General features: G+C 65.9%; 14 protein-coding genes. 9 read left to right on the top strand and 5 right to left on the bottom strand.

Features of this window, described 5'->3' with window-relative positions:
- Positions 1–9 precede the first annotated feature (9 nt).
- The 3 genes from boxB to Q0319_RS16845 form a co-directional block, all read right to left on the bottom strand.
- Positions 10–1,437, bottom strand: a complete 1,428-nt coding sequence (gene boxB / locus Q0319_RS16855) for a benzoyl-CoA 2,3-epoxidase subunit BoxB (RefSeq protein WP_296469156.1) — start codon at positions 1,435–1,437, stop codon at positions 10–12.
- 29 nt (positions 1,438–1,466) lie between these two features.
- The gene (gene boxC, locus Q0319_RS16850) at positions 1,467–3,146 is read right to left on the bottom strand and encodes a 2,3-epoxybenzoyl-CoA dihydrolase (protein ID WP_299454606.1); all 1,680 of its coding nucleotides are present in this window, start codon (positions 3,144–3,146) and stop codon (positions 1,467–1,469) included.
- A 146-nt stretch (positions 3,147–3,292) separates the two neighbouring features.
- Positions 3,293–4,228, bottom strand: a complete 936-nt coding sequence (locus Q0319_RS16845) for a helix-turn-helix transcriptional regulator (protein WP_299454603.1) — start codon at positions 4,226–4,228, stop codon at positions 3,293–3,295.
- A gap of 170 nt (positions 4,229–4,398) precedes the next feature.
- Here Q0319_RS16845 and Q0319_RS16840 point away from each other — a divergent pair, with 170 nt between their 5' ends.
- From Q0319_RS16840 to Q0319_RS16800, 9 genes are all read left to right on the top strand, one after another.
- A complete protein-coding gene (locus Q0319_RS16840; RefSeq protein ID WP_296469435.1) occupies positions 4,399–4,863 on the top strand; it encodes a DUF4863 family protein in 465 nt (154 codons plus the stop codon).
- Positions 4,860–6,416 carry a 3,4-dehydroadipyl-CoA semialdehyde dehydrogenase gene (locus tag Q0319_RS16835; RefSeq protein ID WP_299454600.1) on the top strand — a complete coding sequence of 519 codons (1,557 nt, stop codon included), beginning with the start codon at positions 4,860–4,862 and terminating at the stop codon, positions 6,414–6,416. The genes Q0319_RS16840 and Q0319_RS16835 overlap by 4 nt, the downstream gene beginning before the upstream one ends.
- Before the next feature lie 92 nt (positions 6,417–6,508).
- Positions 6,509–8,104, top strand: coding sequence for a benzoate-CoA ligase family protein (locus tag Q0319_RS16830; protein WP_296469439.1), 1,596 nt, complete (start codon positions 6,509–6,511; stop codon positions 8,102–8,104).
- Positions 8,101–8,970 carry an alpha/beta hydrolase gene (locus tag Q0319_RS16825; RefSeq protein ID WP_299454597.1) on the top strand — a complete coding sequence of 290 codons (870 nt, stop codon included), beginning with the start codon at positions 8,101–8,103 and terminating at the stop codon, positions 8,968–8,970. Before Q0319_RS16830 ends, Q0319_RS16825 begins: the two co-directional genes overlap by 4 nt.
- Positions 8,971–9,124: 154 nt before the next feature.
- Positions 9,125–10,264 carry an ABC transporter substrate-binding protein gene (locus tag Q0319_RS16820; RefSeq protein WP_299454662.1) on the top strand — a complete coding sequence of 380 codons (1,140 nt, stop codon included), beginning with the start codon at positions 9,125–9,127 and terminating at the stop codon, positions 10,262–10,264.
- Between the two features lie 43 nt (positions 10,265–10,307).
- Positions 10,308–11,177: a branched-chain amino acid ABC transporter permease gene (locus Q0319_RS16815; RefSeq protein ID WP_299454594.1), complete on the top strand. Its 870-nt coding sequence runs from the start codon at positions 10,308–10,310 to the stop codon at positions 11,175–11,177.
- 53 nt (positions 11,178–11,230) lie between these two features.
- Positions 11,231–12,283, top strand: a complete 1,053-nt coding sequence (locus Q0319_RS16810) for a branched-chain amino acid ABC transporter permease (RefSeq protein ID WP_299454591.1) — start codon at positions 11,231–11,233, stop codon at positions 12,281–12,283.
- A complete protein-coding gene (locus Q0319_RS16805) occupies positions 12,280–13,026 on the top strand; it encodes an ABC transporter ATP-binding protein (protein WP_296469221.1) in 747 nt (248 codons plus the stop codon). The genes Q0319_RS16810 and Q0319_RS16805 overlap by 4 nt, the downstream gene beginning before the upstream one ends.
- A 20-nt stretch (positions 13,027–13,046) precedes the next feature.
- Positions 13,047–13,757 (top strand): ABC transporter ATP-binding protein, encoded by a 711-nt coding sequence (locus Q0319_RS16800; RefSeq protein WP_296469223.1) that lies wholly within the window; start codon positions 13,047–13,049, stop codon positions 13,755–13,757.
- Positions 13,758–13,763: 6 nt separating this feature from the next.
- Here Q0319_RS16800 and pncB read toward each other — a convergent pair whose 3' ends face one another.
- A complete protein-coding gene (pncB, locus tag Q0319_RS16795) occupies positions 13,764–14,960 on the bottom strand; it encodes a nicotinate phosphoribosyltransferase (protein ID WP_296469225.1) in 1,197 nt (398 codons plus the stop codon).
- Positions 14,957–15,814, bottom strand: a complete 858-nt coding sequence (gene panB, locus Q0319_RS16790; RefSeq protein ID WP_296469227.1) for a 3-methyl-2-oxobutanoate hydroxymethyltransferase — start codon at positions 15,812–15,814, stop codon at positions 14,957–14,959. The genes pncB and panB overlap by 4 nt, the downstream gene beginning before the upstream one ends.
- Between the last annotated feature and the right edge of the window lie 130 nt (positions 15,815–15,944).

The raw sequence follows: 15,944 nt of genomic DNA, 5'->3' as shown, positions 1-15,944 counted from the left end.
CAGCTGCCGCTAGTTGAACCGGACGTATTCGAAATCCACCGGTTGCCGGTTGATGCCCATGACCGGCGGCGCGATCCAGTTCGCGAACTTGCCCGGCTCGGCGACACGCCCCATGAGCGACGCCACGAAGGCCCTGTCTTCGGCGCTCGGCAGCCATTCGTCTTTCTTCGCGTCCCACTCTTCCTGGGAGACCACGCGCCCCTCCGGCGAAACGCGCACGCCGGACAGCGAGCCGATCTGGCGGTTGAAGGCCTTGTGCGGGACGGTCAGGCGCATGGGCAGGCCCGCTTTCTCGATCACCTTATTCCAGCGCGCCACGCCAGCCATTGAGTCCTTGATGAAGTCATCGCGCAGCACTTCGTTCAGGCCGTTGAGCATGGGCACCTCCCGCTCGACCAGCTGGCCGTCGCGCACCTCCAGCACCTTGTACGCCTCGTCGCGCAGGCGATGGTCGTCGGTGCGCTTGCCTTCTTCGTAGCGCCCCTTGAGCCCCGAGCTGTAGAAGATAGCCGCGTTGGACGACTGGTCGGCGCCGAACAGGTCGATGGTCACGCTGTAGTGGAAATTGAGGTAGCGCTGTATGGTGCCGAGGTCGATCACCCCGGCGGCGCGGATGCGGTCCGGATCATCGGTCTTGAGCTGGTTCATGACTTCGCAGGTACGCTGGATCACCCGCGACACGCCCGACTCGCCCACGAACATGTGGTGCGCTTCCTCGGTCAGCATGAACTTGGTGGTGCGGGCGAGCGGGTCGAAGCCTGACTCTGCGAGCGCGCTCAGCTGGAACTTGCCGTCGCGGTCGGTGAAGTAAGTGAACATGAAGAAGGACAGCCAGTCCGGGGTCTTTTCGTTGAAAGCCCCCAGGATGCGCGGGTTGTCCTCGTCACCGGAGCGGCGGTCGAGCAAGGCCTCGGCCTCCTCGCGCCCGTCCCGGCCGAAGTAGCGGTGCAGCAGGTAGACCATGGCCCATAAATGGCGGCCTTCCTCCACGTTGACCTGGAACAGGTTCCGCAGGTCGTACAGCGAGGGAGCCGTCAGGCCCAGGTGCCGCTGCTGCTCGACCGAGGCCGGTTCCGTATCGCCCTGGGTGACGATGATGCGGCGCAGGTTCGCGCGATGCTCGCCCGGTACCTCCTGCCATACGGGTTCGCCCATGTGCTCGCCGAAATGGATCTTGCGGTCCTTTTCGGCCGGGTTGAGGAAAATGCCCCATCGGTACTCGGGCATCTTCACGTATCCGAACTGGGCCCAACCTTGCGGATCGACGCTGACGGCGGTGCGCAGGTAGACGTCGTAATTGCTGCTGCCCGCCGGCCCGACGTCGCCCCACCAATTCAGGAAGTTTGGCTGCCATTGCTCCAACGCCCGCTGCAGCGCGCGATCCTCCGAGAGGTTGACGTTGTTGGGAATTTTCTCGCTGTAATTGATGCTCGACATGTCTCGACTCCAGGTTCGGACTGCGACGTTTAGACTCGGTTCAGATCGAAGGCGGCCTTCTCGCCTTTTCCGTAAACCTTCAAAGCCCCCTTCTCCCCCACCGCATTCGGGCGGTTGAAGATCCAGTTCTGCCATGCGCTCAGGCGGCCGAAGATCCGCGTCTCCATGGTTTCCTTGCCAGCAAAGCGCAGGTTGGCCTCCAGCCCGGTCAGCGCATCGGGCGACATGGCGGCGCGCTCTTCGATGGCGAGCCGGATTTCGTCGTCCCAATCGATGTCGTCCGGTGCCGCGGTGATGAGCCCCAAGCCGAGGGCGGCCTGCGCATCGAGCGGCTTGCCGATTTGCGAACGGACGGCCGCCAAGGGCTCCGGCTCTTCATAGAATCGGCGTGCCAGCCGCGACTGGCCGTTAACCATGGGGTAGGCTCCGAAATTGCACTCAGACAGCGTGAGCGCGGGCGCCTGTTCGGGAGCATCCGGCAGCGCCAGCATGTAGGTGCGGTCCGCGGCGAAGGCCAACTCGGCCAGCGTGCCCGCAAAGCACGACCCGGACTCGGCCAGCGCGAACAGGCTGCGGGACGACACATCCAGGCGTGCGAGCGTGCGGCGCAGGAGCCCGCCCACTTCGCGAACGAACCAGTGTCCGGCATGGCGCTGCAAGGCCTCGTCGCAAGCCAGGACCTTGGCGGCGTCGCCACGCGTCTTGAGGATCCAGGTCCCGATGTCCAATTCATTGGTCCGCATGTGCAGGATGGCATCGTCCAACTCCCGCGCCATGGCCATCGGCCACCAGTTCGCGCCGGCGGCCAGGATGCCGTCCACATCCGCGGGCTGCTCAGCATCGGGCGCGGCAACGGTAAACACCGCGCTACGGCTGGCACGATCGATGCGGACCTCCACGTAGCGGTAGCGTAAGCCGTCGGGCTCTTCCGTGCGCGCGATAGGCACCAACTCGACGCCTTTCGCATCGGCCGGGCGGTCGCTACCCTCGGCGAGCCGCTGCGCCCGCTCGCGGACGACTTGCGCAAACTGCGAGGGCTTGGGCGCGCAATCGACCAGGCGCCACTCCACCGCGCGCTGGCCGCGCACGCCTTCGCTCGTGGTGCAGAAAACATCGGCGAGGTCGTGGCGCACGCGCCGCTTGTCGGTGAGGCGGGTCAGGCCCCCGGTGCCGGGCAAGACGCCGAGCAGCGGAACCTCGGGCAGGGATACGGCGGAGGACTTGTCGTCGATGAGGACGATGTCGTCGCAGGCCAGCGCAAGCTCATAGCCGCCGCCTGCGCATGCGCCATTGATCGCGGCAAGGAACTTGAGCCCCGAATGGCGGCTGGAATCTTCGATGCCGTTGCGCGTCTCGTTGGTGAACTTGCAGAAGTTCACCTTCCACGCATGGGAAGACAAGCCCAGCATGAAGATGTTGGCGCCGGAACAGAAGATGCGCTCTTTCAGGCTGGTGATGACGACCGTGCGCACCTCGGGATGTTCGAAGCGGATGCGGTTCAGCGCATCGTGCAGCTCGATGTCGACGCCCAGGTCGTAGGAATTGAGCTTGAGCTTGTATCCGGGCCGCAGTCCGCCGTCCTCGGCGACGTCCATGCTCAGCGTCGCGATCGGACCATCGAAGCTCAGTTTCCAGTGGCGATACTGGGCGGGCTCGGTGCGGTAGTCCACCTTGCCCGGGGCCTGGCCGGCCATGACGGCAGCATCCATGACATCTCCTCGGTGATATGCAAATTAATGCATTAGTTGTCTGATGAATGAACAATAGTGCATGCTCGCAGGCGCGTCAATAGCCGGGCACTCGGGTTCAACCCTGATCCCGTCGCCGGCGCCGCCCCAGGCGGCGCCCGGTCACGTCACATGTTCCAGTCCATCAGCCCGGCAGCGTTGCGCACCAAAGTCCGCAGGCCTTCGAAGGCTTCCTCCAGCGAATGGCCGCTGGTGTTGTAGCGGGCATCGGCCTTGGCATAGAACGCGGCGCGACCGGCAAGGATCCGCTTGAGATCCTCCATCGCCTCGCGACTGCCGGACATGGGACGGAAGTCGCCCTGCGCCACCACGCGGCGCATGTGGTCCTCGGGATCGGCCTGCAGCCAGATCGTGTAGCAATGGGTGAGCAGGAGATTGAACGTCGATACGTCCGAGACGAGGCCGCCCGGCGTCGCGATCACGACTTCCGGATAAATCTGGATGGTCTCTTCCAGCGCTCGCCGCTCGTAGCGTCGGTACGCGTTGGCGCCGTAGAGCGAATGAATCTCGACGATGCTACAGCCGGCAACCTTCTCGATCTCCCGGCTCAGCTCGATGAAGGCGTAGCCGAGGTCTTCCGCCAGCATCCGCCCCAACGTCGATTTGCCCGCGCCGCGCAGGCCGACCAGCGCGATGCGCGACAGCCGGGAGTGGCTGTCGCGACGCGAGCCGAACAACTCCGACAGCGCATTGCGCGCGCGATGCAGGTCGGCTTCGGAGCGGCCCTCCAGCAACTCGCGGATCAACAACCACTCAGGGCTGCTGGTGGTCACGTCGCCGAGGATTTCCGCCAGCGAGCACTGCAGCGCCTGGGAGACCTGGAGCAGGACGAGAATGGAGGCATTGCCCGTGCCCAGCTCGAGATTGGCTAGGTGGCGCTCGGAGATGCCCGCCGCCGTCGCCGTCGCCTTGCGGGTCAGGCCGCGCCGCGCGCGGATGATACGGATGCGATCGCCCAAGGCAACCAGGAACGGCTCTTTCGCCGGCACGCCGCCGGCCGCCAGGCGATCGGACTCGGAAATACCCACCTCTTCTTCTTTCATCGGAACTGGCTCGCACGACGAAGCGCGCTCCTGGGATTTACCCGCAGGATGCGGTTTTCTTTTTGACATGACCCGACCATGACGCGTATTGTCTCGCCTCAAGAACATGCACAATACTTCATGGACATCGGATGCAACATGAAGTTGAGTATGCCTGAGGAGACGAATTCATGCGCGATTCATTTGAATCCTTGGTGCAGAAGATAACGCAGTCCATCGCCGGCCTGCCCGTGGACGAGACGCTCGAAGCACATCTCAACCGGCATTACGGGTGCGACTCCGATTGGTTCCGCGACATGACGCGCGCTTGCGAGACGGGCGTGCGCGAAGGCTGGCTCTGCCAGCGCGAGGCCGGCGGCGTGCGCTACGGGCGCGTCGTCAAGCCCGGCCCCGAGACGGCCGGTTTTTCCGTCGACGTGGTGGAGATGGCCGACGTGGCGGGCCCGCATCACGTCCACCCGAACGGCGAGATCGACATGGTCATGCCGCAGACCCCGCAGGCCAGCTTCGACGGCAGTCCGGCAGGCTGGAAAGTGTATCCGCCCGGCAGCGCGCACCGTCCCACCGTCGCGGGCGGGCGCGCCCTGGTCCTCTACCTGCTGCCCGAAGGCGCCATCGAATTCACCCGCTCATGAGCACACTGCTACCGAACTTCCTGGCCGGACGCTGGCAGGCCGGCGACGGCCCCGGCGCCCCACTGTTCGACCCTGTATCGGGCGCCGAGCTCGCGCGGGTCTCGAGCGCCGGCCTGGACCTGGCCGCCGCATGCGAGTATGCGCGCCACGAGGGTGGCACCGCGCTGCGCGCGCTGACCTATCGCGAGCGAGCGGGACTATTGGCGGCGATCGCGGACGTGCTCAAGGCCAACCGCGACCGCTATTTCGACATCGCACTCGCCAATTCGGGTACCACCCACCGCGATTCGGCGGTGGACATCGACGGCGCGATCTTCACGCTCGGCCAGTATGCCCGGTGGGGCACGGAGCTGGGCGACGCACGATGGCTGCCAGACGGCGAGGCCGTGCCGCTAGCCAAGGACGGATCGTTCCGAAGCCAGCACGTGTCGGTGCCGGTGCGTGGGCTCGCCCTCTTCATCAACGCATTCAATTTCCCTGCCTGGGGGCTCTGGGAAAAAGCGGCTCCAGCCCTGCTCTCCGGCGTGCCGGTCGTCGCCAAGCCGGCCACCGCCACGGCCTGGCTAGCGCAGGCCATGGTGGCCGACGTCATCGCCGCAGGCGTGCTGCCGCCCGGCGCATTGTCCATCGCCTGCGGCAGCGCGCGGGGGCTGCTCGATGCCTTGCAGCCCTTCGACGTCGTGTCGTTCACCGGCTCGGCCGACACCGCCGCGGCCATCCGCGCGCACGACGCCGTCGTGCGGCGCTCGGTACGCGTGAACGTCGAGGCCGACAGCCTCAACAGCGCATTGCTGCTTCCCGACGCGCCGCCCGGTTCGCCGGCCTTCGACCTGCTGATCGACGAGGTGGTGCGCGAGATGACGGTCAAGTCCGGGCAAAAATGCACGGCCATCCGGCGCATCTTCGTTCCGGCGGCCCACTATGCCGACGCCGGCCGTGCCATCTCGGCGCGCCTGGCGCAAATCACCGTGGGCGATCCGCGCAATGACGCGGTGCGCATGGGATCCCTGGTCAGCCGCGCACAATGGGAAAGCGTCCGCGCCGGCATCGCGCAGCTGCGGCGTCACGCCGAGGTACTACACGACGGCGAAGCAACGCCCCTGGTCGATGCCGACCCCTCGGTATCTGCCTGCATCGGGCCGACCCTCCTCGGCGCACCGGACGCCTCGGCCGGGGCGGTCCACGAAATCGAAGTCTTCGGTCCGGTGGCGACACTGCTGCCCTATCGCGACCTGGACGATGCGACGCGCCAGGTACGCCTCGGACAAGGTTCACTCGTGACCTCCATCTACACCGGCGACGATGCGCTCGCCGCCCGCGTCGCGCTCGAGCTGGCCGACGCGCACGGCCGCCTGCACGTGGTCACCCCCGCGGTGGGTGCCACGCACAGCGGCCACGGGAACGTGATGCCCATGTCGCTGCACGGCGGCCCGGGTCGCGCCGGCGGTGGCGAGGAGCTGGGAGGGTTGCGGGCGCTGCAGTTCTATCACCGCCGCACCGCGATCCAAGGCGCCGGATCCGTCCTCGACGGGCTGGGCGCCGGTGGGCCCTAGGCCCGCGCAAACGAGACATCGAGCACATTCCGGCGCACGCACTGCCTGACGGGAGCCGGAAAACGAGCATTGATTGGAGTGAGGAGACGACCATGCTTGCCGACTGTGCCGCCCCACCTGCGGAGTTCAATTTCGCCGGCCATCTGCTGGCGCTCAATGCAGGACGCGCCGCCAAGACAGCCTACATCGACGACCGCGGTTGCATGACGTACGGCGAACTCGACGAAAAAGTCCGCCGGGCCGCCTCCGCGCTGCTGGACCTAGACCTGCGCCCGGAAGACCGCGTGCTGCTGTTGATGAACGACTGCACCGACTGGCCCGTCAGCTTCCTCGGCGCGCTCTACGCAGGCATCGTGCCCGTCGCGGTCAATACGCTGCTGACGCCTGCCGATTACGCCTACATGCTCGAGCACAGCCGGGCGCGCGCCGTGCTGGCCTCGCGCTCGCTACTGCCCAAGGTTTCGTCCGCGCTCGCAACGAGCAGGCACCGGGTGCGGCACATCGTCGCATCGCGCGACGAATCTGGCACTCCCCTAGGCGGCGCGCTGGACTTCGACGACTGGCTGGCCGCGCACGAACCCATGGCTGCCCCGGCCGACACGCTCGCAGACGAGCCCGCGTTCTGGCTCTATTCCTCCGGCTCCACAGGCAAGCCCAAGGGCGCAGTGCACACCCACGCCAACCCCTATTGGACGGCCGAGCTTTACGCCAAGCGCGTCCTGGGCATGCGCGAGAGCGACACGGTGTTCTCGGCCGCCAAGCTCTTCTTCGCCTACGGGCTGGGCAATGCGCTGAGTTTTCCGCTCAGCGTCGGCGCCTCCGTCGTGCTCATGGCCGGGCGTCCCACGCCCGAAGCCTGTTTCGAAAGACTGACGCGCTTGCGGCCCACGATCTTCTGCGGCGCCCCGACCGGCTATGCCGGCATGCTGGCCAGCCCGGCGCTGCCCGCGCGCGAGGACGTCGCCCTACGCCTGTGCTCATCGGCGGGCGAGGCGCTCCCGCAGGAAATCGGAGAACGCTTCACCGCGCATTTCGGCTGCGAAATCATTGACGGCATTGGCTCGACCGAAATGCTGCACATCTTCATTTCGAACCGCGTGGGCGACGTGCGCTACGGCACCACCGGCAAACCGGTGGAGGGCTACGAAGTCGAACTGCGTGGCGAGGACGGCAAGCCGGTGGGCGTGGGGGAAATCGGCGACCTCTACATCCGGGGCCCGAGCGCGGCGCTGATGTACTGGAACAACCGCGAAAAGAGCCGCGAGACGTTCCAGGGCGCCTGGACCAAGAGCGGCGATAAATACAGCCGCGATGCGGACGGCTATTACACCTACGCCGGCCGCAGCGACGACATGCTCAAAGTGAGCGGCCAGTACGTCTCGCCCTTCGAGGTCGAAGCGACGCTGGTACAGCACCCCGCCGTGCTCGAAGCCGCCGTGATTGGCGTCACCGACGACGACGGCCTGACCAAGACCAAGGCGTACGTCGTGCTCAAGCCCGGCCAGCCCGCCGGAGACGCGCTGGACGCCGAGCTCAAGGCCTTCGTGAAAGCGCGCCTGGCACCGCATAAATACCCCCGCCAGATTGAGTTCGTCAGCGACCTGCCCAAGACCGCGACGGGGAAGATCCAGCGGTTCCGGCTGCGGGAGCGGGAAAGCGCCAAGGCATCGCAGGAGGTGCACGCATGAGCGCGAATGAACCGCTGCGCGCCGGGCTGCCTTGGCGCACCTACGCCACCCCGGACGCCGATGCTGCCCCCACGCGCTTCGCCGACGTTTCCTGGGACGGCAAGCGCCACGACATCGAATACGTGTTCATCGCGCCGCAGCGTACGCAGCAGCCGTTGCTCGTGTTCCTGCACGAGGGCCTGGGCTCGGTGGCGATGTGGAAGGATTTCCCGCGCACCCTCTGCGAAGCCGTCGGCTGCCGCGGCCTGGTGCTGTCGCGCTGGGGCTACGGCCGCTCGAGTCCGCGGCCCGGCCACGAGAAATGGCCGGTCGACTTCATGCATAGACAGGCCCGTCATTTCCTGCCCGCATTCTTCGAGGCCATCGGCCACGACACCCGCGCCGACCCGCCCTGGCTCTACGGCCATAGCGACGGCGGCTCGATCGCGCTCATGTACGCCGCCGCGTTTCCCGACCGCGTTGGAGGGCTGATCGTTGCAGCGCCTCATCTCTTCGTCGAGTCGATCACGCTGGCCAGCATCGAACAGGCGCGCGACGGCTACGTCACCACCGACCTGCGCAGCAAGCTCGCCCGCTACCACGCCGATCCCGATTCGGCCTTCTGGGGCTGGAACGACGTCTGGCTCAACCCCGAATTCAAGCGCTGGAACATCAAGGCGCTCTTGCCCGACATCCGCTGCCCCGTCCTCGCCGTCCAGGGCTACGACGACGAGTACGGCACCATGGCGCAGATAGACGGCATTGCCGAAGAAGTCCCGCATGCCGAGCTGCTGAAGCTGGAGGATTGCGGCCATTCGCCGCACCGCGACCAGCCGGCGAAGCTGATCGAGGCCTGCGTGGCCTTCATCCGGCGCCACCACCGATGAGCCGTCCGGAGAACTTCGGGCGTCACCGCGATGCGCAGCCACAGGGCGCATCGACTTTTTCCACCAAGAAAGGGGCGGCGCCGCACGATGCCCGCCCGCCAGGAGACAAGAAATGAACGCTTCGAAACGCCAATCCGCCATCCTCGCCGCCGCGATGTTCGCCGCGTCCTGCCTTGCCTCGACGGCATCGGCCCAGGCTCCGGGCAAGGTGAAGGTCGGGCTGATGCTGCCCTACACCGGCACCTATTCGGCGCTCGGCACCGCGATCGAGAACGGGTTCCGCCTGTACGTGCAGGAGCAAGGCGGCAAGCTGGCCGGACGCGACATCGAGTACTTCAAGGTAGACGACGAATCCGACCCGGCCAAGGCCTCGGACAACGCCAACAAGCTCGTCAAGCGCGACCAGGTCGACGTGCTGGTCGGCACCGTGCACTCGGGCGTGGCCATGGCCATGGCGAAGGTCGCAAAAGACACCAAGACGCTGCTCATCATCCCCAACGCGGGCGCCGACGATGTGACCGGCCCACTGTGCGCGCCCAACATTTTCCGCTCTTCCTTCAGCAACTGGCAGCCCGCCTATGCGATGGGGCTGGTGGCCGCAACCCAGTTCAAACACAAGACGGCCGTCACGCTGAGCTGGAAGTACGCCGCGGGCGACGAGTCGACCAACGGTTTCAAGGAAGGTTTTGAATCGAAGGGCGGCAAGGTCATCAAGCACCTGCACCTGCCCTTCCCCAACGTCGAATTCCAGGCCCTGTTGACCGAAATCGCCGCGCTCAAGCCCGATGCCGTATACGTGTTCTTCGCCGGCGGCGGCGCGGTCAAGTTCGTCAAGGACTACGCCGCGGCGGGCCTGAAAGACAAAATCCCGCTCTATGGCCCCGGCTTCCTGACCGACGGCACGCTGGAAGCGCAAGGCGCCGCCGCCGATGGACTGCTGACCACGCTGCACTATGCCGACGGCCTGACGTTGCCCAAGGACAAGGCCTTCCGCGCCGCATATGAAAAATCGTACAAGCTCCAGCCCGACGTCTACGCCGTACAGGGCTACGACGCCGCACAGCTCCTCGACGCGGGACTGAAGGCCGCGAACGGCGACATCGGCAAGCGCGAAGCCGTGATCAAGGGCATGGAGCAGGCCAAGCTCGACAGCCCGCGTGGCGCATTCACGATGTCCAGGGCGCACAACCCGGTACAGGACATTTACCTGCGCAAGGTCGAGAACAAGACCAACCAATTCGTCAGCGTTGCAGTGCCCGCCCTCGCCGACCCGGCGCGCGGCTGCAAGATGTAAGGCGCGACCGCGACTTGCGACGGCGGCCCGACGGGAGTGAGCGATGGATTTGACGACTTTCTTGATCCAGTGCCTGAACAGCGTGCAGTACGGCCTGCTGCTGTTCTTGATCGCCAGCGGATTGACGCTGATCTTCGGCATCATGGGCGTGATCAACCTGGCCCACGGCAGCTTTTACATGATCGGCGCGTACCTGGCGTTCACGCTGTCGTCGTTGACCGGCAACTTCGTCGCGGCGTTGCTGCTGGGCATCGCGCTGGCCGTCTTGTTCGGCTACCTGCTGGAATGGTGCTTCTTTAGCTTCCTCTATGAGCGCGAACACCTGCAGCAGGTGCTCCTGACCTACGGCCTGATTCTGGTGATCGAAGAAATGCGCAGCATCCTCGTAGGGGACGACGTGCACGGGGTGCCCGTCCCCGACTGGCTGTCCGGCGGCATCGCGATCGGCAACGACATGACGTACCCGGTGTACCGGCTCTTCATTTCGGGCGTATGCGTGCTGCTGGCCGCCGCGATGTACGCGGCGCTCAAGAAAACGCGGGTGGGCATGATGGTGCGGGCCGGCGCGACCAACCGCGAGATGGTGCAGTCGCTAGGCATCAACATATCGCTGCTGTATCGCATCGTATTCGCGATCGGCGTCGCCATCGCGGTGCTCGCGGGCATGATCGCCGCACCCGTCTCTTCCGTCTACCCAGGCATGGGTGGCTCTGTACTGATCATCTGTTTCGTCGTCGTGGTCATCGGCGGCATCGGCTCGATCAAGGGAGCGCTGGTCGCGTCGCTGCTGATCGGCTTCGTCGACACCTTCGGCAAGGTGTTCTGGCAGCAGGCCGCCGGCGCGCTGATCTATGTCCTCATGGCCGCCATCCTGTTATGGCGCCCAGAGGGTTTGTTCAAACAAGGTACTTGATCCCTGGCGCGGCCCGCCGTGCCGGAGCTGCCTGCGACACATTGGAATACGGAATGAAAGTCCCTCCCCTGCTTGCCTGGATCGTCGTGCTGGGACTGCTGGCGCTGCTGCCGGTGCTGCCCGAGCCAATCGGCACGCCGTTCCACATCGAACTCGGCACCAAAGTGCTGATCATGGCGATCTTCGCCGCCAGCCTTCAGCTGCTGGCGGGCTACACCGGCCTGATCAGCCTGGGCCACGCCGCCTATTTCGGCGCCGCCGCCTACGCCGTCGCGATGCTCACGCCGCGCTACGAGGCCGGCAACGGCTGGCTGCTGCTCCTGGCAGCGATCGCCTGTGCGGCGCTGCTCGCGTTCATCATCGGTTTCCTGGTGATGCGCACGCGCGGCATCTATTTCATCATGGTCACCCTGGCCTTCGGCCAGCTGGTGTACTTCGTGTTCCACGACGTCGAGATATTCGGCGGCAGCGACGGCACGTATATCTACAACAAGCCGGCGTTCGAGCTGGGGAGCCTGCGCCTCGTCGACCTTGACCAAGCCTCCCACGTCTACTGGCTCACGCTGCTCGGCCTGGCGCTCACGCTGGGTGTAATCGGGCTGGTATTGCGCTCGCGGCTCGGCCACGCGCTGGTCGGCATCCGGCACAACGAGCCTCGCATGCGGGCAGCCGGCTTCGATACGTTTGCCTACAAGCTCGCCAGCTTCACCCTGGGCGGCGCCCTCGCTGGGCTGGCGGGCTTTCTCTACGCCACCCAGCATGGCTACGTCAATCCGGAGCTCGTGTCCTGGCACCAGTCCGGCAACGCGCTCCTGATGATCATCCTCGGCGGGTTGGGCAGCATGGCGGGCGCCGTGGCCGGCGCCGCCACCTTCGTGCTGCTGGCCGAATGGTTCCAGGACCTCACCAAGCACTGGCAGCTGCTGATGGGCGGGTTCATCATCCTGGCCGTGGCGTGGATGCCGCAAGGCCTGGCCGGAGGCTTCTCGGGCCTGCGCCTGCCCCGCCGCGGCCGCGCGCGCCCCGCCTCGCCTCGCATCCCAACCCACCCGGTGGACGACGACCTCGCGTCGCCGCGCGCCACGGCTACGGAACAGACGACATGACGGCAGTGCTCCAAGCCCACGGGCTGAGCCGCCATTTCGGCGCGCTCAAAGCCATCGACAATGTTTCCCTCGCCCTCGCGCCCGATCGCATCCATGCCGTGATCGGCACCAACGGCGCGGGCAAATCGACGCTCATCCACCTGCTCTCGGGAGAGCTTGCGCCCACCTCTGGCTGGATCAGCCTGCACGGCCGCGACATCACGAATTGGTCGCAGCCGCGCCGCGCCCAGGCGGGCATAGGCCGCAGCTACCAGCGCAATACCATCTTCCTGCCACTGACGGTACGTGAAAACTGCCGCCTCGCCGCGCAGGCGCGCGCCCAGCGGCCCTGGCGGATCTGGGAATCGGCGCAGGCGTGCAAGGCCAGCCAGGAGCGCGCCGACGACGCGATGGAGCGCACGGGGCTCTCGGCCCTGGCAGACAAGCCCGCCGCCAGCCTCTCGCACGGCCAAAAGCGCCAGCTGGAAGTCGCCATGTGCCTGGCGACCTCGCCGACGGTGCTGCTGCTCGACGAACCGCTCGCCGGCATGGGCGCGGAGGAATCCGAGCGCATGCTGGAGCTACTGCGCCGGCTGAGGAAAGGCCACGCCATCCTGCTGGTGGAGCACGACATGGACGCGGTCTTCGCCGTGGCCGACGACATCACCGTCATGGTCAACGGCAGCCCCATCGCCACCGGCCTGCCGGCCGAGGTCCGCAACAATCCGGACGTCCAGGAAGCCTACCTGGGCGCAGCCCATTGAGCGACGCGAGGAAGCAAGGGATGGAAACGCTCATCGACGCCCGCGGGATCCACGCGTGGTATGGCAGCAGCCACATTCTGCACGGCATCGACTTTCGGCTGGGACGCGGCGAAACCCTCGGCCTGCTGGGCCGCAACGGCATGGGTAAGTCCACGTTGATCCGTACCCTGCTCGGCCACGTCAGGGAGCGCGAAGGCCAGATCGTGATCGGAGGCCGCGACTTGTCGCGCGGCAAACCTTACGAAGCCGCCCAGGTCGGCATCGCCTACGTACCCGAAGGACGCGGCATCTTCCCCAACCTGACGGTGAAGGAAAACCTGGTCATGGCCGCGCGCCGGGGCACGGACGGGCGCGCCGAGTGGACGCTGGACCGCGTGCTCGCGACCTTTCCCCGGCTCACCGAAAGGCTGGGCAACCTGGGCTGGCAGCTTTCAGGGGGGGAGCAGCAGATGCTCTCCATCGGCCGCGCGCTGATGACCAACCCCGCAGCGATCATCCTGGACGAAGCGACCGAAGGCCTCGCGCCCCTGATCGTGGCCGAGATCTGGCGCGTCATCGGCGAGATCCGGCGCACCGGCCTGGCGGCCCTCGTCGTGGACCGCAACTACCGGATGGTCATGGCCAATGCGGACCGCCTGATGGTGCTGGAAAAAGGGCGCGTGGTGCAGGAAGGGCTGGCCGAGGACCTGCGGCGCCGGCCGGAAACGCTCAGCCGCTACCTGGGCGTCTAGGCGGGATCAGTCGTCCCCGCCCTCCGTCTGCTCCGGCGGGATCTCGAACACCTGCCGCAGGTAGGCCAGATAGGCCTTGTCCTCGCACATGGTCTTCTCCGGCGTGTCGGACACCTTGGCCACCGGTTGCCCGTTGCACTTGACCATTTTCATGACGACCTGCAGCGGCTGGTAACTGAGGTCGTTGGTCAAGTTGGTGCCGATGCCGAAGGCAGTGTTGCAGCGCCCCTTGAAGTGCTTGGCCAGTTTGATGGCCAACGGAAAGGTCAGGCCGTCGGAGAACACCAGCGTCTTGGTGCGGGGATCGACCCGGTTCTGCTTATAGTGTTCGATCAGGCGTTCCCCCCAAATGAAGGGATCGCCGGAGTCGTGGCGCGCGCCGTCGAACAGCTTGCAGAAGTACATGTCGAAATCGCGCAGGAACGCGTTCATTCCGTAAACGTCGGACAGCGCGATGCCCAGGTCGCCGCGATACTCGCGTGCCCAGACCTCGAAACCGTAGATCTGCGAATCGCGCAGGCGCGGCCCCAGCGCCTGGCAGGCTTGCAGATACTCGTGCGCCATGGTGCCCAGCGGCGTCAGCCCGTGCTTCATGGCGAGGTAGACGTTGCTGGTTCCCGCAAAATTCTCCGGCATCTGCTCTTTGAGCGTGATGACGACTTCTTCGTGCCAGGCCTTGGAAAAGCGCCGGCGGGTTCCGTAGTCGGCAACGTGGAAATCGTGCAGCTCCGGATCGCTGCGCACCATCTCCACTTTGCTCATGAGGCGCTGCCGCCCCTCAGCATAGGCCGGGACGAGGTGGTTGTTGCGGAAATAGACCTCGTTGATGATGGCCAGCACCGGGATTTCGAACAGGATCGTGTGCAGCCACGGCCCCCGGACCACGATGTCGAGCTCGCCCGGCGCCTGCGCCTTGGAGACCGATATGCAGCGCCTGGGCAGGCGGAACAGCCCGAGGAAGTCGACGAAATCGCTCTTGATGAACCTCAGGCTGCCCAGGTAGGCGAGCTCCTCCTCGGTGAAGCGCAGCTCGCACAGCGCATCGATTTCTTCGCGGATCTCGTCCACATACGGATGCAGGTCTATCCCCGGCGTGCGGCACTTGTACTTGTACTCGACCTGCGCCGCGGGGAAATGATGCAGGACCACCTGCATCATGGTGAACTTATAGAGGTCGGTATCCAGCAAAGACGTGATGATCATGACTGCGGACCACTCTGGTTGCCATAGGGCGTGCCGAGATTGCCTCCGGACATGCCGTAAACGTGCTCGGGCCCGGGAAATGCGCCGCTCTCGACTTCCGTGACATAGCGGCGGAACGCCTGCAGCACCGCATCCCCGCCGGCCGGGGCGTTCACCATGTAGTTCTTGACGAACTTGGCGGGCGTCGAGGTCAGCCCCAGCATGTCGTGCATGACGAGCACCTGTCCGGAACACGCGGCCGAGGCACCGATGCCGATGGTGATCAGGTCCACCGCCTCGCACACTTGGCGCGCCACCGGATCGGGCACTGCCTCAATCACCATCATTGCCGCGCCCGCGGCCTCGACCGCCTTGGCGTCGGCCACGATGCGCCTGGCCTCGGCGTCTTCCTTGCCCTGCACGCGATAGCCGCCCAGCGCATGCACGTGCGAGGGCAGCAGGCCGATGTGGCCGCAGACGGGGACGCCGCTGCGCACGAGCAGCTCGATCGTGGGCGCGAGTTCCGCCCCGCCTTCGATCTTGACCATTTGCGCCCCGGCCTGCAGCAGCGTCACGGCATTGCGCAGCGCCTGCTGCGGACTTTCCTGGTACGTGCCGAACGGCATGTCGGCCAACAGGAACGGCCGCCGCGTACCCCGGGCCACGCATGAAACGTGGTAGGCCACATCCTGCAGCTGGACCGGCAACGTGGAGTCCCGCCCCTGCACGACCATGCCCAAGGTGTCGCCGACCAGGATGCAATCGACCTCGGCATCCTCCATTACCTTGGCGAAACCGGCGTCGTAACACGTCAGCATGGAAATCTTGCGGCCTGCGGCGAGTTTCTTGCGCAGCGCGGTCAGGGTGGATCGCATCGTACGGTCTCCAGTGATGCCTTTTTGCGTAACTGAAGAAAATAGCACAAGCATGGGTTTACCCGCATGCCGGCCCGGCCGCGGCCGTGCGCCCGAAGCGCGCTCCATCCATGGCACCGCAAGGGGTATG

This window comes from uncultured Pigmentiphaga sp., from assembly GCF_937950555.1.
In the GTDB taxonomy this organism is placed as follows: Bacteria; Pseudomonadota; Gammaproteobacteria; order Burkholderiales; family Burkholderiaceae_B; genus Pigmentiphaga.
This window is presented reverse-complemented; position numbering and strand designations above follow the sequence as displayed.